At 68.5% G+C, this 25,052-nt stretch carries 21 protein-coding genes; 14 read left to right on the plus strand and 7 right to left on the minus strand.

The genetic code is table 11. The annotated features are described in order from the left end of the window. Nucleotides 1–65: 65 nt before the first annotated feature. Complete coding sequence (locus tag AS181_RS20855) at nt 66–869, minus strand: helix-turn-helix transcriptional regulator (protein ID WP_058253405.1); 804 nt, start codon at nt 867–869, stop codon at nt 66–68. Between the two features lie 95 nt (nt 870–964). Between AS181_RS20855 and AS181_RS20860 the strand changes: the two genes are divergently transcribed. After that, a complete protein-coding gene (locus AS181_RS20860) occupies nt 965–2,542 on the plus strand; it encodes an AMP-binding protein (RefSeq protein WP_058253406.1) in 1,578 nt (525 codons plus the stop codon). A 182-nt stretch (nt 2,543–2,724) separates the two neighbouring features. Here AS181_RS20860 and AS181_RS20865 read toward each other — a convergent pair whose 3' ends face one another. Beyond that, nucleotides 2,725–3,387 carry a pyridoxamine 5'-phosphate oxidase family protein gene (locus AS181_RS20865; RefSeq protein ID WP_058253407.1) on the minus strand — a complete coding sequence of 221 codons (663 nt, stop codon included), beginning with the start codon at nt 3,385–3,387 and terminating at the stop codon, nt 2,725–2,727. 242 nt (nt 3,388–3,629) lie between these two features. Here AS181_RS20865 and AS181_RS20870 point away from each other — a divergent pair, with 242 nt between their 5' ends. Together AS181_RS20870 and AS181_RS20875 are read left to right on the plus strand one after the other, a co-directional pair. After that, the gene (locus AS181_RS20870) at nt 3,630–4,211 is read left to right on the plus strand and encodes a DinB family protein (protein ID WP_058253408.1); all 582 of its coding nucleotides are present in this window, start codon (nt 3,630–3,632) and stop codon (nt 4,209–4,211) included. 139 nt (nt 4,212–4,350) lie between these two features. Continuing rightward, nucleotides 4,351–5,016: a fasciclin domain-containing protein gene (locus AS181_RS20875; protein ID WP_004019684.1), complete on the plus strand. Its 666-nt coding sequence runs from the start codon at nt 4,351–4,353 to the stop codon at nt 5,014–5,016. A gap of 81 nt (nt 5,017–5,097) precedes the next feature. On the opposite strand, the gene AS181_RS20880 is transcribed toward AS181_RS20875, so the two are convergent. Beyond that, nucleotides 5,098–7,338, minus strand: coding sequence for a molybdopterin-containing oxidoreductase family protein (locus tag AS181_RS20880; protein ID WP_058253409.1), 2,241 nt, complete (start codon nt 7,336–7,338; stop codon nt 5,098–5,100). 179 nt (nt 7,339–7,517) lie between these two features. Between AS181_RS20880 and AS181_RS20885 the strand changes: the two genes are divergently transcribed. The 4 genes from AS181_RS20885 to AS181_RS20900 all read left to right on the plus strand — a co-directional run bounded on the left by AS181_RS20885 (nt 7,518) and on the right by AS181_RS20900 (nt 13,216). Continuing rightward, nucleotides 7,518–8,951, plus strand: coding sequence for a flavin-containing monooxygenase (locus AS181_RS20885; RefSeq protein WP_416259076.1), 1,434 nt, complete (start codon nt 7,518–7,520; stop codon nt 8,949–8,951). Between the two features lie 242 nt (nt 8,952–9,193). Next, a complete protein-coding gene (locus AS181_RS20890) occupies nt 9,194–10,933 on the plus strand; it encodes a DUF6777 domain-containing protein (RefSeq protein WP_058253411.1) in 1,740 nt (579 codons plus the stop codon). A 62-nt stretch (nt 10,934–10,995) separates the two neighbouring features. Continuing rightward, nucleotides 10,996–11,628 (plus strand): LGFP repeat-containing protein, encoded by a 633-nt coding sequence (locus AS181_RS20895; protein WP_058253412.1) that lies wholly within the window; start codon nt 10,996–10,998, stop codon nt 11,626–11,628. Nucleotides 11,629–11,692: 64 nt separating this feature from the next. Further along, nucleotides 11,693–13,216, plus strand: a complete 1,524-nt coding sequence (locus AS181_RS20900; protein ID WP_058253413.1) for a fatty acyl-CoA synthetase — start codon at nt 11,693–11,695, stop codon at nt 13,214–13,216. A 30-nt stretch (nt 13,217–13,246) separates the two neighbouring features. Here the strand turns inward: AS181_RS20900 and AS181_RS20905 are convergent, their stop codons facing one another. Continuing rightward, the gene (locus tag AS181_RS20905; protein ID WP_058253414.1) at nt 13,247–13,897 is read right to left on the minus strand and encodes a hypothetical protein; all 651 of its coding nucleotides are present in this window, start codon (nt 13,895–13,897) and stop codon (nt 13,247–13,249) included. Between the two features lie 158 nt (nt 13,898–14,055). Between AS181_RS20905 and AS181_RS20910 the strand changes: the two genes are divergently transcribed. The 6 genes from AS181_RS20910 (at nt 14,056) to AS181_RS20935 (ending at nt 20,129) form a co-directional block, all read left to right on the plus strand. Beyond that, nucleotides 14,056–15,246, plus strand: a complete 1,191-nt coding sequence (locus tag AS181_RS20910) for a lipase family protein (RefSeq protein ID WP_416259075.1) — start codon at nt 14,056–14,058, stop codon at nt 15,244–15,246. Between the two features lie 161 nt (nt 15,247–15,407). Beyond that, complete coding sequence (locus AS181_RS20915; protein WP_004019695.1) at nt 15,408–15,839, plus strand: STAS domain-containing protein; 432 nt, start codon at nt 15,408–15,410, stop codon at nt 15,837–15,839. A 6-nt stretch (nt 15,840–15,845) separates the two neighbouring features. Further along, a complete protein-coding gene (locus tag AS181_RS20920) occupies nt 15,846–16,331 on the plus strand; it encodes an ATP-binding protein (protein ID WP_058253416.1) in 486 nt (161 codons plus the stop codon). A gap of 283 nt (nt 16,332–16,614) precedes the next feature. After that, nucleotides 16,615–17,784: a TY-Chap domain-containing protein gene (locus AS181_RS20925; RefSeq protein ID WP_058253417.1), complete on the plus strand. Its 1,170-nt coding sequence runs from the start codon at nt 16,615–16,617 to the stop codon at nt 17,782–17,784. 143 nt (nt 17,785–17,927) lie between these two features. Continuing rightward, the gene (locus AS181_RS20930) at nt 17,928–18,740 is read left to right on the plus strand and encodes a hypothetical protein (protein ID WP_004019699.1); all 813 of its coding nucleotides are present in this window, start codon (nt 17,928–17,930) and stop codon (nt 18,738–18,740) included. 87 nt (nt 18,741–18,827) lie between these two features. Continuing rightward, nucleotides 18,828–20,129: a TY-Chap domain-containing protein gene (locus tag AS181_RS20935; protein ID WP_058253418.1), complete on the plus strand. Its 1,302-nt coding sequence runs from the start codon at nt 18,828–18,830 to the stop codon at nt 20,127–20,129. Nucleotides 20,130–20,247: 118 nt separating this feature from the next. On the opposite strand, the gene AS181_RS20940 is transcribed toward AS181_RS20935, so the two are convergent. Beyond that, the gene (locus AS181_RS20940) at nt 20,248–20,790 is read right to left on the minus strand and encodes a dihydrofolate reductase family protein (protein ID WP_058253419.1); all 543 of its coding nucleotides are present in this window, start codon (nt 20,788–20,790) and stop codon (nt 20,248–20,250) included. Nucleotides 20,791–20,991: 201 nt separating this feature from the next. Between AS181_RS20940 and AS181_RS20945 the strand changes: the two genes are divergently transcribed. Then, nucleotides 20,992–21,789: an SDR family oxidoreductase gene (locus AS181_RS20945; RefSeq protein ID WP_058253420.1), complete on the plus strand. Its 798-nt coding sequence runs from the start codon at nt 20,992–20,994 to the stop codon at nt 21,787–21,789. A gap of 21 nt (nt 21,790–21,810) precedes the next feature. Here AS181_RS20945 and AS181_RS20950 read toward each other — a convergent pair whose 3' ends face one another. Both AS181_RS20950 and AS181_RS20955 read right to left on the minus strand, forming a co-directional pair. After that, a complete protein-coding gene (locus tag AS181_RS20950) occupies nt 21,811–22,770 on the minus strand; it encodes a phosphotriesterase family protein (RefSeq protein WP_058253421.1) in 960 nt (319 codons plus the stop codon). A gap of 123 nt (nt 22,771–22,893) precedes the next feature. Beyond that, complete coding sequence (locus AS181_RS20955) at nt 22,894–24,333, minus strand: purine-cytosine permease family protein (RefSeq protein WP_058253433.1); 1,440 nt, start codon at nt 24,331–24,333, stop codon at nt 22,894–22,896. Nucleotides 24,334–25,052 lie beyond the last annotated feature (719 nt).

The following is a 25,052-nucleotide window of genomic DNA, read 5'->3' on the forward strand; positions in this document are numbered from 1 at the left end:
ACGCGAGACCCTTCGTGACGCGCCCTCCGCAAGCTCCGGGCGCTCCTCAGGGAGCAGAGGAAGCGTCAGGGCAGCAGACCGGCACTGCGGGCGGTCACCACGGCCTCCAGCCGCGACGACGCCCCGAGCTTGCGCATCGCATCCTTCATGTAGCCCTTGACCGTGTACACGGTGACACCGAGGGTCTCTCCGATACGGGCGTTCGAATAGCCCAGAGCGGCAAGGGAGATCACGTCCTGCTCCCGGCCGGTCAGTTCCACCTGCGCCGTCGACGCCGGGCTCGCGGCGATCAGGGCCTCGGTGATCGCGGCGAGTTCGTCGGCGAGCCGGGCGTCGTCGACCGTCTCGGCCAGCGACCGAAGCCGCGCGTAGGCCGCGGTCATCCGGTCGCGCATCTCCGCCTCGTCCTGTGCGGCGTGCTCCAGACGTGCGCGGGATGCGACGATCTCGTGTTCGACGGTGCGCGCCTCCATCGCGAGGACGTCGAGCATCCGTCCGCCGATCGGGTCCGGCGTGTGCAACGCGCCGTAGAGCACCGCGACGGGCGAGCGGTCGACGATCACCGGCGCGGCCATCATGGCGCGCAGTCCCTCCCGCTCGATGATCGTGTTGTAGCGATGGGTGATGCGTGGGGTGCGGAGGTAGTCGTCGACGACCATCGGGCGGTTCAGCGAGACGACCTTGCCGCCCAGCCCGTGGCCGACGTCGACCGACACGCCGTTCAACGCTCCCACCGTCGATCCGGCGAAATGCTGCAGGCGCAGGTTCGACGGACCGCTGAGGACGCCCGCGAAGGCCAGCGGCACCCCGCTGGACCTGCGCACTCGACGCAACGCCTCGGTGACGATCCCGCTCAGCGGCTCGGGCATCTCACCTCACTTCTCCCCCTCTTCAGGGGGTGTTCCGGGGGCATGTCGCGGAGGACACTGTGACTCAGCTTACTCAGTACGGAGCGAGGTTCACGATGACACAGGCCACCACGAAGCCCGTCGACATGGTCGACCGCTGGTTGGGAATCTACGGGGCGCCCGACGCCGACGCCGCGTCGCTGCTCGTCGACGGTCACGATCCCGACGCGATCGCCTTCACCGTGATCGAGGTCGAGCAGACCGGCGATCAGCAGTCCGGCGGTGTTCGCCCGGTCACCACCGACATCACTTATGGCGAGCTCGCCGAGCGGTCCAAGCGACTCGCCGCGGCTCTCGCGGAGATGGGCGTCGGTCGCGGCGACACGGTGGGCGTCCTCATGGGCAAACGCGAGGAACTCGTCGTCTCGCTCCTCGCGATCGCCCGACTCGGCGCGATCTACATCCCGCTGTTCACCGCGTTCGCCACACCCGCGATCGAGATGCGCCTGGCGGCCGGCGACGCGAAGGTCGTCATCACCGAGCCGAGTCAGGCGGACAAACTCGCCGGCATCGACGGGATCACCACGGTGATCGCCGGCGAGCAGTTCGAGGAACTCATCTCCTCGCATGAACCGGTCACCGAGTCGGTGGCGGTCGGGGGCGACGGCACCCTGATCCTGCTCTTCACCAGCGGCACCACCGGGGCGCCGAAGGGTGTTCCGGTCCCGGTCAAGGCGCTCGCCTCGTTCGTCGCCTACATGCACTTCGGCCTCGACGTCCGCGCCGACGACGTGTTCTGGAACGCCGCCGACCCCGGCTGGGCCTCTGGCCTCTACTACGGCGTGCTCGGTCCGCTGGCCGCCGGCCGGCGCAACCTCCTGCTGCACGCCGGATTCACCCCCGAGCTGACCGCGAAGATCCTCGGCGACCTCGGTGTCACCAATTTCGCGGCCGCGCCGACCGTGTACCGCGCGCTCAGCAAGGACTCGCGCATCTCCGGGTTCTCGCTGCGCCGGGCGTCCTCGGCCGGCGAGCCCCTGACCCCCGACGTCATCGACTGGGCGCTCCGCGCCATCGGCACCGAGGTCCGCGACCACTACGGCCAGACCGAACACGGCATGTTCATCAACAACCACTGGCACGAGTCGGTGCACGAGACCCTCGTGCCCGGTTCGATGGGTCAGCCGATGCCCGGCTTCGCCGCAGGCATCGTCGACGGCCAGATCGCCATCGATGTCCCGGCCAGCCCGCTGATGTGGTTCGAGGGCTATTTGGACGCACCGGAGAAGACCAAGCAGCGGTTCTCGCCGGACGGGCGGTGGTACCTGACCGGCGACACCGGCCGGGTCGACGACGAGGGTCGCTACTTCTTCACGGCACGCGACGACGACGTGATCATCATGGCCGGATATCGGATCGGCCCGTTCGACGTCGAGAGCGTCCTGATCACCCACCCGTCGGTCGTCGACGTCGCCGTCGTGGGTCGCCCGGACGAACTCCGCGGTGAGGTCCTCGAGGCCTTCGTCGTCACCGCCGACGGGGTCGAGGGCTCCGACGCTCTCGAGGCCGAGCTCCAGCAGTTGGTCAAGACGCAGTTCGCGGCGCACGCCTACCCGCGCACCGTGCACTTCGTCGACGCCCTGCCCAAGACACCCAGCGGCAAGATCCAGCGGTTCCTGCTCCGCCAGAGATGAGTCGCTCGGGCGCGTAACGGCGCCACCGCGCGGGAGCGATGAACCGGTTGCGCGGCCCACCGAGCCCGGCCGCGCCCAGACCGACCCCGTCGGCCGGGCTTCGACGACCTCGCCCGACCCGACGCGGTCACCGGACGCGCAACCAGCGGATCACACCCCTATCCGCTGGTTGCGCTTCTCCGTCACTCGCACGCTTCGGTCGACGGCGACGGGCCCACCAGCGCCCGTACCGATTCGGGCGGCGTCTCGCCGCTGTGGGTGAGCGGGGCGTCGTACACCGTTCGTACGGGGACCACCCCAGTCCAGTCCGTCGACTCCCCGCCCGGCCCACCGGTCCGTGCCTTGGCGATCCACTGACCGTCGGCGATCGGCAACCGGAGGGCGACGGTCGCCGCCAGCTCCTTGCGGGTCGTCGGCCGAACCTCGGCCACACGCCCGGGAATCAGCTTGTCCGACAGCACTTCGAGGTCCGTCAGGGCATCGCCCGACACTTCGAGTACGCCCCGGATCACCGCCGAACGGTAGTTCGCCGAGTGGTCGAAGAGGGTGTCGGCGACGACGAGGCCGTCCAGGACGAACACCGTGAAGGTCACCGGCGCACCGGCGGCCACGTGCCGCAGTGCGCCCGCCCCGGTGGAACCGTGCAGCAGGATCGAGTCGCCGTCCCGGGCGAAGAGCATCGGCACCGACCACGGCAGTCCGTCGACGACGGTACCGAGGGTCCCGACCTTCGCCTCGTCGAGCAGCGCGTCGAGCAACGCACGGTCGGCGGCCCGTTCGGGTTTGCGCGTCAGGGACGCGAGCGGCGAAGTCGCGTCAGTCGGGGTGCCGCCGTTCGAGGTCATGCGGACATGGTCGCCCGTGCCGGCCCCCGGTTCAACAGATTTGCTGACTCAGACCAGGACTCTGCCACCCGGCTGAAAACCACTCAGCAGACCCAATCGGGCGACATATCGTCGCCGGCGTCGCGCTGCTGGGCGCATTCCAGACGGTTTCTACGACTGATGGAAGAACCCGGCTGAACGAGGACCGAATCTGTCCTCTATCGCTCATAACGTGGTCCTCACACCAACAGAGAGGACACATCATGGGCACCTACACCCCCGCGGAAGTCAGCGTCGACGTCACCGGCGAGAAGAAGGAGCTGCTCACCGTCCTGCAGGACCAGCGCAACATGCTCAAGATCACCGCGCGTGGCCTCTCCGACGCCGACGCGCGCAAGCAGACGACGGTCAGCACCCTCACCATCGGCGCCCTGATCAAGCACCTCGCGCATGGCGAGGAGAACGCTGCCCGCATCATCACCGAGCGGGACGAGAACGCCGAGTTCGACATGAGTCAGGCCATGACCGAGTACGTGATGAGCGACGACGAGACCATCGCCGGGTGGCTGGCCGAGTACGACCGTGCGGCGCTCGAGCTCGATCGCGTGATCGCCGACGCCGAGAACCTCGACGAGCTGATTCCCCAGCCCACCGCGCCGTGGGCGCCCGAGCGCGAGTGGTCGTCGATCCGGACGATGATCATCCATCTCATCCGGGAAACCGCGCACCACTGCGGCCACGCGGACATCATCCGCGAGGCGCTGGACGGCCAGACCACCATGGGCGCGGTCTCCGAAGGCCAGGACTGGGCCGAGGGCTGGGCCGACCAGGATTGGGCCCAGTGACGCCCTCGACGGCCTGACCGACAAGGCGCCCTTCACGATCAGTCTCGTCGTTGACCAATCCGCGGATCGCCCGGCACCGAAGACGTTGTGAGGCTGCCGGCACGGCGCAGTCGACACCCCAACACAGATTGGATCGACGATGATCAAGCGAGTTCCCCGCGTAGCAGGAGCGTTGACCGGACTGGTCCTCGCCGTCGGCGTGATGGCCGGCTGTTCCAGCGACGACTCTGACACCTCGAGCGAGACCACCGGCGCGGCAACCGAATCCAGCGCCATGATGAGCGAGAGCGCGATGGCCGATCCCGCCGCCAATCTCGTCGGACCCGGTTGCGCCGCATACGCCGAGGCCAACCCCTCGGGCCCGGCATCGGTCAACGGCATGTCCAGCGTGCCGGTCGCCACCGCGGCTGCCACCAACCCCGAGCTCACCACGCTGACACAAGCACTTTCGGGCCAGCTGAATCCCGAGGTGAACCTCGTGAAGACGCTGAACGAGGGCGAGTTCACCGTGTTCGCGCCGACCGATGACGCGTTCGCGAAGCTGCCCCCGGAGACCGTCGAGCAGCTCAAGACCGATGCCCCCCTGCTGAACAAGATCCTGACCTACCACGTGGTCGAGGGCCAGGCGGCTCCGGACAAGATCGTCGGTGAGCACACCACTCTCGAAGGTCAGCAGGTGACCGTGACCGGTTCGGGCGACAACCTGAAGGTCAACGAGTCGGGCGTCGTCTGCGGCGGCGTCACCACGTCGAACGCTCAGGTCTACCTGATCGACACGGTGCTGATGCCCCCGGCCGGCGAGTGATCTCACCGTAGCCGCTGTGTGACAGCACTTTCCACGATTCTCACCGACGAGACCCGTCGGTGAGAATCGTGCTGTGCGCGGTCAGTGCCGGGCCGGCTCCACTGTGTCGGCCGACTGAAGGCGACTCTCGGACATCGCCGATACCTGGATCGGCACCCCGGTCATGTTGGCCATCCCGGCGAGTCGCTCGAGATCGGCCGGATCGGAGGAGATGAGCGCGTTGACGTTCACTCCGCCGGCACCCAGATCATTCTCCGCCGCGGCATTCGCCTGCGTCCATCCACCGGAGCCGTTGTGGCCCCAGCCATGCGGAATCGCGACGACACCGGGCTTGATGTCCTCGGTGATGGTGACCGGCAACGAGATCCGTCCGTGTCGGGACGCCACCGTCGCCAGGTCGCCCTCGGCCAGGCCGCGTGCCGTGGCATCGTCCGGATGTATCCGGGCCGCGTGAGACCGTCCGCCGCGCAGCAGCATCGGCGCGTTGTGCTGCCAGCTGTTCTCCGAACGTATCTCGCGCATTCCGATGAGCCGCAACGGATAACCCGTGTCGACGTCCACACCCAGTTGATCGATCTCGGACATCAGTTCCGGCGCAGCCAACCGGATTCGACCGTCGAGGTATGTGACATTCTTGCTCAGCTGCCCGGGTGCGAGGTTCTCGGCGACCACGACCCCATGCGGGTGGTCCTCGACCAGGCGCCGGTAGGTCAACCCGCCCCGACGCAGACCGAATCGGTCCCCGCCCAACCCCATTCGGATCACCAGGTCGGAGATCCCGCGCGGGGTGACCGGACGACCGATGCGTCGCGCCAACCGGTTGCCGACATGTAGCGAACGGATCAGCACATTCTCCGGAGCGAGGAAACCGATGAGCTCGTTGATCACCGTCCACTCCTCCCGCGCTTCACCCTGCGGGGGGATCACCGCCTCGGTCGCCTGCTTGAACGGGGTGGTGAACAGCGCTTGGAACGGGAGCAGGAAATCCTCGCGCTCGTACATCGTGGTCGCCGGCAAGATGTAGTCGGCCCGCGCGTTCGTCTCGTTGCGGTAGATGTCCAGCGACACCATGAGATCGAGTTCGTCCAGCGCCGAACGTAGTTCGTCGCCGTTGGGTACCGACAGCACCGGATTGCCCGCGCTGACGAACAGGGCTCGCAGCTGTCCGCGACCGGGCGTGGTGATCTCCTTGGCCATCAGCGACGCCGGCGCCGTCCCGAGGACCTGTGGCAGATCGCCGACCCGGCTCCGACGTCCGGCCCACCGGAAGCTCGACACCCGTTGCAGCGCGCTCACTCCCAGCCGCTGCCCGGGGATTCCCAGATCGCCGAACATGGACCCGCCCGGCACGTCCAGGTTCCCGGCGACGAGGTTGACCATGTCCAGGAGCGCGGTCGTCAGTGTCCCGGTGCGCCCCAACGACGTCCCGACCCGGCCGTACACGGCTGCCCGCTCCGTCCGGGCGAGCGAGCGGGCGACCTCACGGACGCGCTCCGGGTCGATGTCGGTGCGATCCGCGGTCGTCTCCGGTGCATAGGCCGCGACGAGCGTCTCGAGCTCCCCCACTCCCCGCGCCTGCCGTCGAAGCCGGTCGCGGTCGGCGAGGTCCTCGTCGAACAGCACATGCAGCACGGACAGCAGGAACAGTGCGTCGGTGTCGGGTGTGATCGGCAGCCAGTCGAACTCGCGGGCGGTCTCGGTGTGGCGGGGATCGACGACGACGACGGACCCGCCGCGTGCGGTGATGGCGTTCAGACCCTCGCGGATCCGCGGGGAGCTCATCACACTGCCGTGCGACACGACCGGGTTCGCACCGATGATCACCAGGTAGTCGACGCGATTGATGTCGGGGATCGGTGCGGTCAGCGGGTTCCCGTACAGGAAGTGACTGGCGACGAACCGGTTGTTCACGTCCTGCGATCCGGCCGAATACACGTGCGGTGTGCCGAGCAGGTTCATGAAGATCGCGGTCCACAGCACGTGCCCGGTGGAGAACGTCGCGGGGTTGCCGAAGTACCAACCGATCGAGTCGCTGCCGGAGGTCTGGTGGACCTCGACGAGCCTGCGGCCGATCTCATCGAGCGCGGTCTCCCATGAGACCTGTTCGAACTCGCCGTCCGGGCGTCGCCGGAGCGGGTGCCGGAGACGGTCCGGGTCGTTGACGATCTCGGTGAACGCGATCCCCTTCGGGCATGCGAAACCCCGCGACAGCGGATGCTCCTTGTCCGGCCGCAGCGAGATCAGCCGGTCGTCCTCGACGGTGGCGATCATGCCGCACAGCGGCTCGCAGATCCGGCAATAGGTGTGCTTCTCCATCGGCATCTGTGCGTCCCCTCGACCTCGCTCGATGACGACCGCAGACGGGCTGGCCTGCGGTTCGGTGTGATTCCGTTCACATCTGAGGACAAGTGTTGCATGATGACAGCACGCCAGGCAGCCCCACCGAGGAGGTCCCCGTGACCGACAGCGACACCGACGCCACACAGCCATCCGTGCGCGACATGATCATCATCGGCGCCGGCCTGTCCGGCATCGACTGCGCTTACCGGTTCACAGAGCAGAATCCCGGCGCCGACTATCTGATCCTGGAACGCCGCGAACGCATGGGCGGCACCTGGGACCTCTTCCGGTATCCCGGCGTGCGCTCGGACAGCGACATCTATTCGCTGAGCTACCCGTTCGAGCCGTGGCGCAAGCCGCGCGCGTTGGCCCACGGGACCGACATCCGGGAGTACATCGAGGACACCGCCGCCAAGTACTCGATCACCGACCACATCAGGTTCGGTCAGCACGTCCTGACCGCCGACTGGGATTCGACGACCGACACCTGGACGCTCGGGGTCGAGGTCGGCGAGGACCGGCGCCGCGAGACCTACCGCGCCAGGTTCGTCATCTTCGCGACCGGCTACTACGACTACGACAACCCGTACACGCCGCGATTCGCCGGTGCCGACGACTTCACCGGTCAGATCGTGCACCCGCAGCACTGGCCGGAGGACCTCGACTACCGAGGCAAGAAGATCGTGGTGATCGGCAGCGGCGCGACGGCGGTGAGCCTCATCCCGAGCCTCGCCGAGCAGGCCGAGCACGTCACCATGCTCCAACGCTCGCCGTCGTACATCTTCTCGTCCAAGCAGAAGCAGTACCTCGCGCCACTCGTGCAGAAGCTGCTGCCGCCCCACGCCGCGCACAAGGTCATCCGCACCCGATATGCGGCGCAGACCGCGGCGATCGTGCACCTCACCCACCGGTTCCCGAAGCTCGGGCGCAAGATGATCCGGAGCAACGTCGTGGCGAACCTGCCCGAGGACTATCCGGTCGACCTCCACTTCAATCCCACCTACAACCCGTGGGATCAGCGCATGTGCATGGTCCCCGACGCCGATCTGTTCGCCGACATCGCCGAGGGCACCGTCGAGATGGTCACCGACCACATCGACCGGTTCGACGCCTCGGGGGTCACCCTCACCTCGGGCAAGCACCTCGACGCCGACATCATCGTCACCGCGACCGGGCTCCAACTCCTCGGCTTCGGCGGCACCCGGCTCCGCGTCGACGGTGCGGAGGTGAAACCCCACGACCGATTCGTCTTCAAGAGCTACCTCATCGAGGACGTGCCGAACCTCGCCTGGTCGGTCGGCTACACGAACGCGTCGTGGACCCTGCGCGCGGACATGACCGCGCGCGCCGTCGCCGACCTGGTCAAGTACATGCGCACCAACGGCTACACCCATGCCTATCCCCATCTCGGTTCGGAGGTCATGGGTTCGCGGCCGCTGTGGGACCTCAAGGCGGGTTACGTCGAACGGTCCCCGGAGGCGCTGCCGAAGTCGGGCACGCGGGGTCACTGGCAGGTGCGGCACAACTACTACCGCGACGCCATCGACCACCGGATCAACAAGGTCGAGGACTCGATGGTGTTCGGCCGGGTCTGACTCAGCTCACCCAGACCGGGGTGGTGTCGGCCGACCCGGGCGAGGCGTTACGCCGGTGTGGTCCAAACGGTCGAGATTTCGCCTCAGCACCGTAAATATGCTGGTCAAGCCTTGCTCCTCGCGAGACGCCGCGCCGATACTGGGCTCGGCGAGCGAGCCGTCTCGCTGAATCCGCCCCGCCCCCGCGGAGCGCCACTCCACGGCATGCGTCCCGGCAGGAGTGGACCAGTAGGAGCTCCGAGATGACCTATCCGCCCGGTCCCCCGTCCCACCCGTCGAACCCGTACGGCCCGGTGCCGCCGCAGTCCGACAGCCGGCGCGCCCTCACTCTCGTGCTCGGCGCGATCGTCGTCGTCCTGGCGCTGATCCTCGCCGCGGGCATCGTCTTCGTCGTCAAGGCGCGCGATGGGGACATCTTCGTACCCGGCCTCACCCTCACCGCGGCCAACGATCCTGGGATCGACCCGTTCACCGATCCGGTCCTCGTGGCCGGGGCGGGCGACCTGCCGGCGAACGTCGCCCTCACCGGCACGGCGGGGGCCGCCGACCTCGGCGGCCGCGCGGTGAACGGCACCGACGCCGGGCTGTACGGCTCCCGCGACACCGCTGCCTGCGACACCGCCGCGCTCAGCAACCGGCTGCTCGCCGATCCGCCGGCGGCGCGCGCGTGGGCCGGGGTCTACGGCATCGATACCGCCGACATCCCGCACTACCTGAACACGCTGACCCCGGTGGTGCTGACGACCGACACCTGGGTCACCAATCACTCGTACACCTCCGGCCGGGCGGTCCCGTTCCAGTCGGTCCTGGAACGCGGCACCGCGGTCTACGTCGATTCCGCCGGCGTGCCGCGCGCGATGTGTTCCTGCGGGAATCCGCTCGCCCCGCCGGCCGCCGCCCCGCTCGGTGGGTATCGACTCGACGGACAGCCGTGGGAGGGCTACAAGAGCCGGTCGGTCGCCCGGATCGCGTACAACAACCAGCACGTCACCGCGGTCGGCAAGTCGACGACGATCGTCCCCGCGCCGCCGGTCCCGGACCCGGGGGCGCCCGCCGGCGACGTTCTCCAGCTCTTGAATTTCCTCACCGGACAGATCTTTTCGCAACCGGCGGGCGGGTTGCTCGACCTGAGCGGATTCCCGCCACCGTCCGGTCCGCTGCCCACCCCGGCCGCGTTGAACACCCCGTTCGAGGCGGCCACCGACGAAGACGCCGAGCACAACGGCCTCCTCGCAGCGGGCAATCCCGCGGCCGCGCCCGCACTGGAGAAGCGTGCCGAGGAGCACGACGGCCTGCCGGAAGGCGCGCCGTCGACGGACTCCTCGGCCCCCGACTCATCGGGACCGGACTCGGCTGCCCCCGACACCCCCGGTCCCGGCCCGGATTCCCCGGCCCCGGACGCCCCGGTGCCGGCTTCCGACGTACCCGTCCCGGAGGAGCCCGGCTACGAGGCCCCGGGCTCCGAGCTCCCCGGACCCGCGACGGAGCCCGGCGCGCCCGGGCCCGACCAACCGGCCGAAACGCCGACGACGCCGACCTCGTTCAGCGGATCGGGGGAGGTCGTCGGCAGTTTCAGCTTCGTCGACGCCGGGCTGTCGGTGGGCTGTACGGTTCCCGGCGGTCCAGCACTCGGTACCGTCACGCTCTCGTGCACCGACGGCGTGACCCGGTCGGTCGCCGGTTCCGCGCTGCACCGCCCCGGGGTGTCGGGCTCCACCACCGGCACCGGGGTGTGGACCCTGACGCTGACGGCGGTCGGCGCGTCGCGATCGGTGACCGTCCGATCGGCGAACTGGATCGCCGCGCCGCCGGCGGCCCCGGCTTCCGAACCACCGGCATCCGAGCCACCGGCATCCGACGGCTCCGCGGATCCCGCAACCCCTGCCGAGGAGCTCCCCGACACGACCACGACGACGACCACGGAGAGCCCGCCTCGGGCCGACGCCCCCGCCGACCCGGAAGCACCTGCGGGGACTCCGTGACCGCACCACGGGTGTGAGCTGTCCAACAGCAGGCACCCTGGGACGTCCGTACCATCGCGCGCATGTCTGCTCTGACGACGTCGACCCGACGCCCCTCTCGTGACCTCCGCCCGGAATCCGCCCGTAGGCGAGTGCGGGTACGTCTGGCGAGCGTCGCGATCGTGGCGGCGATGGCGTCGCTGGTGATGTTCGCGCCGAACGCGCATGCGGACCGCGTCATCAACGGGCACCTGGTGGGCGGGAAGATCGAGCAGGCGTACGCCTCGACGGGCGGGTTCTTCAAGTGGGGCGTCCCGACCGGTCCCGAACGCGCGGCCGCCAAGCGCGGCCGTTTCCAGACGTTCTCGCGCGACACGTCGTTCTACTGGCACCCGGCAGCCGACGGCGGCACCGCGCATCAGGTCGGCGGCGCGATCCGGAGTCGATGGCAGCAGGCCGGCGCGGAGCGCGGCGCGCTGGGCTACCCCGTGAGCAACGAGTACCGGTCGGGCAGCGGGCGGAGCAACGACTTCCAGGGCGGCGTCGTCACGTGGTCCAAGACCGGTGGCGCACAGGTCGTGTGGGGCCAGATCCGGCAGAAGTGGGAGAACACCGGCGGTGCGGGCGGGTACTTCGGGGTTCCGCTCGGCGGGGAGTACCGGACCGGCGCCCGGTTCGCGCAGGACTTCCTGAACGGCACCATCTTCTGGCCCTGATGGGCGGAACCCACCTCACGCAATCGGTGGTGTGTCACTAGGACGTCCAAGTATTGTCGTCGGCATGGCTTCGCGACCTTCCTCCACCAACAGCATCGACGGGATTCTCCGCAGGTCCGCCGCGCGGCATCCCGACCGCACCGCGCTGGTCTTCGACGACCGCGACTACACCTATCGTCAGCTCGACGACGCTGTGTCCGCTGCCGCCGCCGGCCTGCTCGCCCGCGGCCTGGAGCAGGGGCACCGGGTCGCGGCCTATGGCACGAACTCGGATGCCTACGTCATCGGCTTCCTGGCATGCTGTCGCGCCGGACTCGTCCACGTGCCGATCAACTACGCGCTCCGGGGTGACGAGCTCCGCTACCTCGTGGTGCAGTCGGGCGCACGCGCCGTCCTCGTCGACCCCGCGCTGGCCGAGCGGGTCGAGGAGATCCGCGGCGATCTCGCCGACGTCGAGGCAGTCGTCCCGTTGCGTGACGCCGACGACTCGCTGCTCGCGTCGGCCGCATCCGAACCGCCCGCCGCATTCGACTCCCGGGCCTCGGGTGACGACCTCGCGCAGCTGTTGTACACCTCGGGGACCACGTCGAAGCCCAAGGGCGCCATGATGTCCCACGCCGCACTGATCAGCGAGTACGTCTCGTCGGTCATCGCGCTGGACTTCACGGCCGAGGACAATCCGCTGATCGCCATGCCGCTCTACCACTCGGCGGGCATGCACGTCTTCATGCTGCCGTACCTCTCCGTGGGCGCGACCGTCCGACTCATGGCCACGCCGGACATCCCGGAGATCCTGCGGCGCGTCGAGGCCGACCGCATCGGTTCGCTGTTCCTCGCTCCGACGGTGTGGGTTCCGCTGGCCAATCATCCCGACCTCGCCACCAGCGATCTGTCCTCCTTGCGCAAGGCGCAGTACGGCGCGTCGATCATGCCGGTGACCGTGCTGAACCGGCTCCGCGACCAGTTCCCCGGCATGCAGTTCTACAACTGCTTCGGGCAATCCGAGATCGGCCCGCTCGCAACGGTTCTGCGCCCGGAGGAACACGACGACCGGCCGTCGTCGTGCGGTCGCCCGGTGTTCTTCGTCGAGACGCGCGTCGTCGACACCGACGGGAACGACGTCGAGCCCGGGGTCCCCGGCGAGATCCTCTATCGTTCGCCGCAACTCTGCCGCGGGTACTGGGACAACCCCGCGGCCACCGAGGAGGCGTTCCGAGACGGCTGGTTCCACTCCGGCGACCTCGTCACCCGCGATGCCGAGGGCTTCATCACCGTGGTCGACCGCATCAAGGACGTGATCAACACCGGCGGCATCCTGGTCGCCTCACGTGAGGTCGAGGACACCGTCTACACCCATGAGGCGGTGTCGGAGGTGGCCGTCATCGGCGAGCCGGACGAGAAGTGGATCGAGGCCATCACCGCGGTCGTCGTGGTGCGGGACGGCCGGTCGGTGACCGAGGAGGAATTGATCGAGCACGTCCGGTCCCGGATCGCGCCGTTCAAGGTCCCGAAGAAGGTGCGGTTCGTCGACGAACTCCCCCGCAATCAGAGCGGTAAACTGCTCAAGCGGGAGCTGCGCTCGCAGTGACGGACGTGCGGCGCGTCGGACCTGACATCGTCAGAACCGTTGCGCCGCAGCCACTGCCCCGGGGATGTCGGCATGTGCGCCCGCCGGTCCGAGTATCCGTTGCAGACCCGCCGCGGTCACCTCCGCCCCGGGCTCGATGATCTCTCGCAGACGGGCACGGATGTCGGCCGGGGGCGCCAGTCGCAATTCGACGAACCAGTTCGCCAGCAGATCGTCGAGCGCATCGACGGTCTTCGGGTCATCGGTGAACGGCAGCCCGACACTGGTGAAACCGTCGGCGAGGTCGTAACCGGATCGGGTCCATCGGCCGTCGAAACCGTAGACGAAACCGATCCACATGCCGTCGGTGCGCTGCCTCTCGAGGTGAGACGCGATGGCCGGTTCCCACCACGGCGGCGCGCCGCCGAGCAGGTCGGTCTCCGACTCGCCGAAATATGTGGCGCCCTCGCGGAAGTACGTGTCGGAGTACTCGTGATCGTGGCCGACGAGCACCGCCCGGTCGGCACCGACCAGCACCACGTCGACCCAGTTGCCGCCACCGTCGTCGTAGTGCCACCCGTCCGGCGTCGCATGCGCGCCCTGCGCCCAGCGTTCTCCTCGTACCGCCAGGAGAGCTGCGTAGGCAGCCCACCTGGATCGCATCTCCGCCGGAGCCGGCAGGTCGACCGTCTGCAACGCCATGTCGTGGCACCTGTCTGTCGGGATTGTCCGACCCAGCGTATTGCCGCGGCCACCGGCCCCGCTCACCGAATCCGGTACCGCTCACCGAAATGGCTGCGCAGCAACGGGATAGGTGAGCGAATCGACGACCGGGACTCGTCCGCAGTACGGTGAGGACCGTGACTCGATGGCATCGCAGGGTTCTGGCATTCGCCGCGTGTGCGGCCGTCGTGATCGGGAGTTCCGGCGCGGCCGGGACCCTCGCCGCCGGTCCGGCGATCGCCTCACCGTCGACTCTCGGCGACACCGGCTCGGTCGTCTCGTCGCGCCCGCTGGCGCCGCAGTTCTGGGTTCCCGGGTCCGCCGACGCCACCGTCCTGACCTACGTCACCACCGACACGTTCGGGAACAAGGCGCTGAGCACCGGGACCGTCTTCATCCCCGAGGGCACTGCCCCGCCCGGCGGCTGGCCGGTGATCTCGTGGGCCCACGGGACCTCCGGGATCGGCGACGACTGCGCGCCGTCGGTCCGGGGACCAGGCCTCCCGGAGCGCGACCTGCCGTACCTGGCCAAGTGGATGCAGCAGGGATACGCCATCGTCGCCAGCGATTACGCCGGCCTGGGCACCCCCGGCCTGCATGCCTACCTCGACGGCCGGACCACGGCCCACAATGTCGTCGACATGGTGCGGGCGGGTCGCGAGTTCTCCGCGAGTCTGCCTGCCGCACAGCGGTTGTCACGATCCTGGGCGGCGGTCGGGCAGTCGCAGGGCGGCGGCGCGGCGATCTACACCGCGCGCTACGCCACGCAATTCGGCGGTCCCGCACTCGACTACCGCGGCGCCGTGGGCACCGGTACGCCGGCCTACATCGAACGCCTCGTCCAGATCGCCGGCCCGGGCGTACCGCCGGTGGCGATCACACCCGCGCTGACCGCCTACCTCAGCTACATCACGGCCGGCCTCCGATACGCACACCCCGAACTCGGCATCGATCGCATCCTCACGCCGACCGGCCGGAAGTATGTGGCGCTCGCCGAGACACAGTGTGTCGGCGAGTTCGAGGAGCAGCTCCGGGGAGTCTCCGTCGGCGACTACTTCTCCGCTCCGCTGACCAGCCTGCCGAACTTCTCGGCGACCCTCGCCGACTACCTCGGCATGCCCGAAAAAGGTTTCGACAAGCCGTTTTTCATGGGCCACGGCCTGCTGGACACCGACGTGCCGTATCCCACCACCGCGGCGTACGCCGCGACGCTGGCGGCCAACGGCCAACCGGTGACCTTCCGGACCTATCCGAGTGACCACAGCGGAACACTGGTTCGGTCGCAAGCCGACACGATCCCGTTCCTCGACCGGCTCTTCGGCAAGTAGTCACTCATCACTCGGTAAATCTCTCGCTCACCCCGGTACCGACGCGACGGCGTCCCATGGCACGATGGACGGCACCGGTTGAGCAACTGCCGTCATACGTATCGCCGGGACGGGGCCGCACACCGGCCTGCTGTAGTCCCCCGTAGAGAGGGCCACCACCGATGCAGGCAGAACATCCTGACGCTGTGATCGTCGACGACAACGGCCTGAGTGCCGGACGCGCCCTGATGACGGTGGTGTCCGCGGCGCACGAGCAGCTGGTGATCCTGACCGTGGAGGGCAGCATCGACGTGCTCACCGCTCCGCAGTTGTCCGAGGCGGTCTCCCAGGCGCTGAGCGGGCAACCGGACGGTCTGATCATCGACCTGACCACCACCGAATTCCTCGCCTCGGCGGGCATGGCAGCGCTCGTCGCCGCCCATGAGGCCATCGCGCCGAGAGGCATGTTCGGGGTCGTGGCCGCCGGACCGGCGACCACACGGCCCCTCACCGTGATGGGACTCGACCAGACGATGGTGCTCTACCCGACACTGAACGACGCGGTCACGGCCATGACCACCACAGAGGGGCTGGCCGACCGTCCGGCTGGTTAGACGCCGATGGTCCGGATTTCATCGGCCCACCCGCGCCCCGAGGACTCGGACGGCGGCCTGACGCTGTCGGTGGCAGCCACGCCCGAGTCCGCCCACCTCTTTCGGCAGCACTTCACACGGTGGCTGGACGCGACGCTCGACGTGGACGCCGAACGTCGCAGCGACATCGTCCTCGCGGTCTACGAGGCCGTGGCCAACGCGGCCGAGCACGCGTACGCCGCTGACGTGCCCTCGCCCGGCCCTCAGCCCTCCGCCGCCCAGTCCTCCGCCACGCGGTCCCGTGCCATCGGGGTTCGCGCCCACGTGACGCGCGACGAATCGCTGGAGGTCACGGTCACCGACTCGGGGCGCTGGAAATCCGATGCCTCGTCGTCGCCCTATCGCGGGCGCGGCCTCGCATTGATCTCGGCGCTCAGTGACGCATCCGACGTCACCAGCGGGCCCGACGGGACCTCGGTGACGTTGCGCTGGCATCAGCGGCTCAGCGTCTGAGCGGCGGTCCGAGTGCGTGTCCCCAAGGCTGGGGACACAACTACTCGTTGTCGGTTGACAACCTGTGCCTGACTCAGCCGGGTCACCGACCTTGGAGTACGGTTCGGGCAACGAGTTCATCGCGGGGTCTGTTCAACCGACCAAGTCTGTCGGCCAGGTCACCTAACCTGAACTCCGAGGCGGGTTCGGGGCCGGCCGTCGAACAGCTCGGTGGAGCGTGCTCCCGATCCCGACATCGCTGCACAATGCGCATGCTCGTCAGCGCACGAGGAAGGGAGTCGACATGACCGACTTCACCGTGGACTCGAACATCGACGACGCCTGGCGCACGTTCGCCTTGCACGTCGGCGATCGCCTGTCGCATCTCGAGCCGGGCGAGACCCTCACGATCCAGCAGGACCCGATGATCCCGGAGGGACCCCACGGGACGCTGCGGTTCACGATCACCGGTTCACGTCGGCTGCGCTGCACGATCGACGACATCGACCTGCATCCCACCCCGGAGTACTTCGCCGAGCACGTGACCATGCTCGCCTCTCTCGGCTGGCGGCGCCTGCGCAACGGCACCCACATCTTCGAGGTCGGCCGACGCCGCGTGGATCAGCTCGCGCACGTGACGGTGCTGACGCTGCGTCAGGTCTGGGAGGTCGTGCACCCCGCGTTCCTCGACCATTCCCCCGCCGCTCGCCCCGAACCCCGGATCGAGGTCGCGGTCCAGCCCTTCGACGCCGACCATCTGCGCGCGTTGCTCGTCGGCTCGCTCGAAGACCTCACCGGTTGCCGCATCCAGACCGACGCCGACGGTGACATCGCCCTGCCCACCAAGCCGGTCTCGTCGTGGTTGAGTCCGCGCAGTGACGCCCCGCGGCTCGAGTTCTTCGCTCGCCTGGCCGGCGACATCACCGACCGCCGGCGCGCCGCCGACATCGTCGCCGCCCAGCCGACCATGGGTTCGGCGGTGCGCGTGCACCTGCTCGAGAACGAGGTCTTCGCGACGCTGACCGTCGAGTGCGCGGTCTTCCACCCGCACAACCTCAGTTCGGCCCTGGCCGAGTGGTTCTCGTTCCTCGCCGACTGCGCACCGTCCGTCATCGCCAAGATCTGCGAGGACACACCCCTGACCGCGCGGAACGACGGCCGGCTCCCCGACGCCCTGCAGACCCTGCTCGAGCTCGACCCGGACGGCCGGTCGTTGAGCGCCCGCGAGGTCGCCAAGATCTGCCGCTACAACCAGGCCGACATCCTCTCCTACATCCACACCAGCGAAGAACAGCACCTCACGTGGCGGCGCTCGGCGGTCGACGCGGCCGCCGCGTCGGACTCGGTGGAGGCCGATGCGTGTCGTCACGAGGCCGACACCTGGAAGGCGACCACGCACAACCTGCGGGCCGCTCTCCGCGTCGTCGTGCTGTCCGACGACGACACCGCGGACAGCAGCTCATCAGCCAAGTGATACCGGCAAATCGGGATCCGAATCATCGGCGCACGTAGTCTGCGCGGACGATTTTCGACGCCGCCCATCGCGCCGGCGGCCGGCGAGGCGTTCAATTCTTTAGGCCACCCTCAGCGGTTCGCGTCACCGATCGGAGCCCTCGCATGGCCATCACCACTGATCGCGGCGCGCTCACGTTCACCTTTCCCGAACTCGGTCGCGACGCGCGCTTGCACGTCACGTTCCAGCGAACGCTGCGGACCCCCGACCCGGTCGGAGGATGCGGCTCGGCCGGCGGCGACGGTGCCCTGCGCCTCGCCCAGGGCTCTCCCGACGGGGACGCACACGCGACGATCCCGATGTGGCAGTCCGAGGCCACCTGGCTGGATTTCTCCTCGCCGCACCTGCATCCGTTCCTGGTGATGGTCGGCGTCGACGGTGTCAACGCGATCAGCGGTGAGGTGTTCACCGGGGTGCCGGACTTCGACGCCGGCGACTATCTCGAAGTCCCCACGCAACCGTCGCTCGCCTCGCACCGGGGGCCGGCCGGCGGTGGATTCGACGATCAGCAGTTCCTCGCCCCCTCGACGCACACCGTCGGGGACGGCGGCCGACTCGGGACGCTCGTGCAGCTGGCCGTCATCCCGATGCGCGCCGACGCGTGGGCCCGGCGACGACGCCATCGTCCGTCGGCGCCCGGCACCTGCGTGCTCTGCGACATCTCCCGAGCCGAACGAGAACGAGCGCATCCCCGCCTCGCCGCGCCGCTCGTGACGGGTCCGCTCGAGTCCGTCGACACCTGGCACCCGACGATCTCCGACGCCGCCACGGTCCGCATCGTCAACTCGATCGCGTGGAGGTCGATGACCGGTGAACCGGTGCCGCGGGCCGCGCCGACGAGCGCCGACTACGCCGCGCACAGCCTTCCCTGGCACCCCGTCTTCGACGAGACGGTCGAGCACTCGGCACCCCGCTAGTTCTGTCGCGGGTGTCGCCCCGGGTGTCTGCTCCGCGTCGTACTATTCGGATCCGGTCCGCGTACGTCCCGCCCAGGAGGAACCCGCATGTCCCCCGACTTCGACGCCGTCCTCGAGGCGGCCTGGCGGGACTTCGCCGACACTCTCGCGGTCCGGGTGCCACGCCTCCTGCCGGGTCAGAGTCTCGCCATCGTCGAGGCGGCCGCCGGCGGATGGCGACGACGGATGACCTTCGCGGTGGCCGGGAGTCGAGAGTCGGCGGACCGCCTGCGCTGCACCATCTCGGCGGGGGACCTCACCTGGACCGACAAGGACCGGTGGATGCGCCAGGCCACCTACATCGTCGACCGAGGCTGGTGCCGGCTCGAGGGTCGCAGCGCCTTCTGCTTCGAAGCCGATGCCGTTCGGTCCGGCGACCTCGCCGGCGCCGCCGTGCGGGCGTTGCGCGAGGTGTGGGGTGTCATCCACCCGTCGTTCGTGAGCATCGGCGACCCGTCCTTCGCCCGACACCACTCCCCGGCTGACGGTATCGACGCCGACGAGACCGACGCCGGCCGGCCGGTCGACTCGGATCGAGTCGGCAGCACGGACGCCGACACCCTGCGCTTCACCGCCCCGGCCCGTTTCCTCGACGCCCCCGTCGAGGGCGGGGTGGTGCCGCAGTCGAAAGACCATCTCGTGGAACTGGCCCGCGCCGCGATGAGCGCGGCCGGACGTCCCGCCGTGGTGAGCCCACGCAAGGCCATCTTCCTGCGGTCGACGGGCACCTCACTGCTCCGACCGACCCGAGACGCCCGCTCCCTGGAGATCGTGACCATCCTCAGCTCGTCGGTGCCCGCACCCTCGCTGCTCGGAATGGTCGTCGCCGAGTTCTCGCCGCGGTGGCCCGAAGTCGCGCTGGTCGTGCGCAACGGGCTCGTCTTCGCCCAGCGCCGCATCGACGTCGCGGTCTTCAGTCCGGCCAATCTCGATGCCGCCCTCCGACGCTGGGACGACTTCGCCCGGTCGGCGCGCGGGGAGATGATCCGACGCCTCGAGAGCGGCCCCAAACTGGAGCACCGCCGCCGTGGCGATCGGTTGCCCGGCGCCCTGCTCAGTCTCCTGCGGGTCAACCAGAAGCTCGACAACAAGCTGTCCCCGACGACGGTTCTCGCGGCGTGCCACCGGGATCGGGAGCGTGTGCACGAGTTCTTCGACATCTGTGCCGCCGAGATGCGCGAGTGGATGGACAATCTGACGACAGCCCGCAATGCCGAGCTCGGCGACGAGGAGATCGCACTGTGCGAGGCCGAGCACCAGGCCTACGCCCGCGTCGCCCGCCTGCTCCTCAGCGCCATGGACCTCGCCGACGGGGCATCGGGGCCGTCGCAACGCCCCCCTGCTCCCTAGTCCGAAAGGAGCGACCCCCTCTGCTCCCTGAGGTGCGAGGAGCGCAAGCGACGAGCCACGAAGGGCCGCTGCGCCTTCGACGAACTCCGGCGCCATCTCCGCCGAGGATCGCGACCGCTCAGTCGGTGGAGCTGTACGAGAGGTGTACGACGCCGTTGTCGAAGACGTCTGTGCCGACGAGCGTGAGAGGCAGATCGGCCAGACCGTCGAAGAGGCGGGCACCGCTCCCCAGGACCACGGGGTACACCAGCAGGTGCAGCTCGTCGATGAGCTCGTCGCGCAGCAACGCCCGCACGAGGGTGCCGCTGCCGCTGATGTAGAGGTCGCGATCCTTCTTGAGTTCGCGAATCCGGTCGGCGTCGTAGGCGCCGATGATCTCCGAGTTCTGCCAGGCAGCCGCGTCGTCGAGGGTCGAGGACACCACGTACTTGGTGGTGTCGTTGAAGAACGGCGCACCGGGATCGTCCTCGACCGTCCGGTGCGCCCAGGCCGGGGCAAACATCTCGAAGGTGTTGCGTCCGAGCAGGATTCCGGTGCAGTCGGACATGAAGGAGCCGAGCAGCTCGCCCATCCCGTCGGCGAATCCATACGGCATCGTGAAGCTCGGGTCCTCGTAGCTGCCGTCGAGGGTGATGAATTCGTGGACGTGGATCTTTCCCATGGTGTGGCCTCTCGTCTCTTCGCGGTGAACGTCACGATGTCAGACCGTGGGGCGGCGGAAAAGTCATCGGCTTCGAGTCTCGTGACTGCTGTCGGGACCCTTCGAGGCTCGTCGCTTGCGCTCCTCGCACCTCAGGGAGCGGGATTTCGCCCTCGCGTCTGGTAACTCTGGACCCCACACATCGGCGATCGAAGGAGATCCATGGACGTCGCAGGCAAGGTGGCCATCGTCACGGGTGGCGGTGCGGGTATCGGCGCGGCGATCGCGCATGCGCTGGTCGATGCGAGCGCGAGGGTCGTCGTCACCGATCTCGACGAGTCCGGCGCCCTGGCCGTCGCCGACTCACTGGGGGATTCGACGACCGCGATCGGCGGCGACGCCTCATCCGACGAGCACATCGACGCCGCGGTTCGGCTGGCGGAGAACACGTTCGGCCCGGTCGATCTCTACTTCGCCAATGCCGGCGTGGGTGTGGGTGGCGGTGTCGACACCGCCGAGGCGGTGTGGGATCTCACGCTGGACGTCAATCTCCGCGCCCACATCCGAGCAGCTCGGCGCCTCGTCCCGGAGTGGGTGGAACGAGGGACCGGCTACTTCGTCAGCACGGCGTCGGCCGCGGGTCTGCTCACGCAGATCGGCAATGCCCCGTACTCGGTCACCAAGCACGCGGCGGTCGGCTTCGCGGAGTGGCTCAACATCACCCACGGCGACGACGGCATCCGGGTGAGCTGCCTCTGCCCGATGGGCGTCGACACCAAACTGCTGCGGCCGGACGGTGATTCCGCCACCGAGGAGCAACGACTGATGCAGCGCGCCGTGGAGACCGCGGGCACGGTGCTCACGCCCGGGGCGGTGGCCGCGATCGTGCTCGACGCCGTCGCCGACGAACGCTTCCTGATCCTCCCCCACCCCGAGGTCCTCGAGATGTACCGGCAGAAGGGCGCCGACTACGACCGGTGGCTCCGCGGGATGCGCCGGTACCAGAGCAGCCTGCGCTGACCCTGTCGCCGTGTCGCGCCGCTACTCGAAGTAGCGTCGCGGCACGTCGACGAGCATCGTCGTGATGTCGGCCTCGCTCACCCCGCGTTCCCGTAGTGCCGGCAACACCTCTTCACTGATGTGCCGATAGTTCCACTTCGGGAGTGCCTGCTTCTTGGCCTCGTGGTCGAACCAGTCGATGAAGCAGGCGGCGTCGTGCGCGAGGGCCATGCGGTCGGCATAGCCGCGCTTGCACAGTTCGGCGGCCGTGTTCACGCGCTCGTCGAACGGCAGGAGGAGGTCGAGCCCGAAACGATCCATGCCGAGAACGGAACCGGCGTCGGCGAGTTTCATCAGGTAGTCGAGGTCGACGCTGTCTCCGGAGTGGCCGATGACGACCTTCGTCAGGTCGGCCCCTTCCTCGGCCAGGACCTTCTGGGCGACCAGTCCCGACTGACTGTGCGGATCGGTGTGCACGGTGATGGGCGCGCCGGTCTGGGCGCTGGTCTGTCCCACCGCGCGCATCACGCGCTCGACACCCGGTGTCAGTCCCTGGGATTCGATGGCGCACTTGAGGAAAGCCGCCCGCACACCGGTGTCCGCGATGCCCTCGGTGAGATCCTTCGTGAACAGGGTGACCAGCGGCTCCGGGACGTCGAAGAGCATTCCCGGTCCCGCGTAGTGGAATTGGAACGGGATGTCGTTGTAGGTGTACAACCCGGTCGCGACGACGATGTTGAGGTCTATCTGTTCGGCAATCCGCTGGATGCGTGGGATGTACCGGCCGAGACCGAGAACCGTCGGGTCGAGGATCGTGTCGATCCCGAGTTCCTTCAGTTCGGTCAGGTCGCGGACAGCTTCGGCGACCTTCTCGTCCTCGTCCCAATCGTCCTGATAGTTCTGCCGGAACTCCTCGCCGACGACGAACACATGCTCGTGCACCAACACGTTCCCGAGGTCAGCGGAATCGATCGGGCCGGTCGCGGTGTGGACGGTGGCCATGGAACCTCCTCACCAGGAGGCCGCGTTGCCTCCACTGCGCCGAACCCTAGTCGACGACCTGATGCGGCAGGCGGCTTTCGCCCGTCGTCGCCGCCGACCGCCACGGCTCTGGCGGGACGGGCTTCAGGCAGCGCGTGGCGCGGTGAGTTTCTCCATGGTCCAGTAGGAGGTGCCGGCAACGACTGCCCCGGCGAGCCACGACAGGTCGATCCCGCCCAGTGCGACCGCAACCGGCCCCTGCAGTGCCGGCAGCATCCCGTACATGAACATCCAGGTCGCGGTGACACCGAGAGCGAGTGCGACGAGGGCGGTCGGCCGGACCATCGGCAGGACGCTGTCCGCCGGTGTGGCGAACAGACTCTCGGCGTCGATCTGTTGCCGCGCGATCAGGAACCAGTGCACGAGAACAACGCTGCCCCAAGGGCTCAACCAGCCGACGATCGACACCAGCCAGAAGTCGATGGTGGTCGCGAAGTCGCTATTGAGCACGAAGTAGACGACGACCGCCATCGCCACGACGCCGATGATCAGGTTCAGCACGCGCCGGTCGACGCGGATGTCGAGCGCCTGCGTCGACACCGTGCACGTGTAGATGTTGAGGATGTTGGTCGCGAGCGGTCCGTGGATCACCAGCAACAGAACCGGCAGTGCGAGAACGCCGTAGGCGTCGACGATGATCTCACCCGGGTCGGCGGAGTCGCTCAATGTCGCCAGGGACGCACCCAGCACTCCGAGCCAGACGACCGGGATGAACTGCCCGAGTGCACTGGCGAGAAACAGCCTGCGCGACGGGACGTCCCGGGACACGAAGCGCGAGTAGTCGCCGGCGTAACCGATCCACGTCAGACCCCAGCCGATGCCGATCGCGGTCATCACCGCCGTGATCGCGCCGATGTGGGCCGATCCCGTGAGCTCCGGAGCGGTCGTCTGTCCCCAGTCGACGTCGAGGCCGACCCACGCGACGACGGTCATGACGAGCAGGATCGCGACCGTCGGAGGCACCGTCCATCGTTCGAACGCGGAGATCACCCGGTACCCGAACCACGCGATCGTCACCTGCATCCCCATGATGACCGCGGCCACGACGATCCGTGCGGCGTTGTTGTCGAGGTCCGGGTCGACGAGTCCCATCTCGCCGAGCAGCGCCATCACCAAGTCGAGAACGATCCAGGTGTTGACCGCGCACCAGCCCATGCAGACCAGGGCCTGGACGGCGGCGGGAACGTAGGCGCCGCGGCGTCCGAAGACGGCTCGCGACAGCACCATTCCGGTGACCCCGGTGCGCTGACCGATGACGACGAAGACGCCGAAGATGGTCATGCCGATGGCATTGCCGACGACGAGGACCGCCACCGTCTCCCACAGCCCGAGGCCCATCGTGACGCCGAGTGCACCCAGCACCCAGTTGATCGGCGCGATGTTCGCACCGGCCCAGATCCAGAACTGTCCGCGCACGTCATGGGTCTTCGCGGACTCGGGGATCAGTTCGAGTTCGGCCTCGGCCTGCGGGCCCGAATGGCCCGGTCCGGGTGCCGACGGGGTCGCGGCGTCGAGTGCGGTCATGGAGTCCGTCCAGGAAGTGTCGGCCCCCGATTGGGCGGGGTGCGTTCGGGCATGGCGCGCGACGATGCGCAGTGCATCCATGGTGGTCGCACCGCCCGTCGCGCGATACCTACAGAACGTTCGCACTCCTCGGGTACGGAACGGACAGAATGTCACACCTTCGGCGTTTCTCGCACAGCCAACTGGACTGTCCGGGCTTCTCGCGCTGACCGATCTGGAGGGCGATGCGTTGTTCGGCGGCGTCGGCGATGCGTAGCTGTTCTTAAGCCCGGTAGGCCAGGGCGACGTCGTGGTCGCGGCCGGTTTGGGCGTCGGCGGCCGCCGGGGTTGTGGCGCACGAGGGTTCCGAGGTCACGGCGGCATTGTCTGCAGGGGTGGCCCTGGGTGTCGGTGGGGATCGCGCAGCCGGGCAGGGCGCAGCGGGGGAAAAGTTCGGCGGTGATGGTCACGATGGTTCCTCGAGGTGGCGGGTGTGAGCGGGGCCGGGGCGCTGGGCCGCGACCGTGAGAGGTCGCGGCCCACCGCTGGACGGGGTCTAGTCGGGTGGCACGTCGACGGCATCGGTGTCCCCGGCGATGACCTTCTCGACGTCGGAGAGGGTGTACTCGTTCCGCAGGATCAGCTTGGAGAACGCCTCGACGGCCGAACGGTTCGTGATTGCTCCACAGTTTCGTCATTGATGACGAAATGACCTGATTTTCTCCAAGATTCGCCGATAA

This window comes from Gordonia sp. SGD-V-85, assembly GCF_001456905.1.
GTDB classification, from domain to species: Bacteria; Actinomycetota; Actinomycetes; order Mycobacteriales; family Mycobacteriaceae; genus Gordonia; species Gordonia hongkongensis.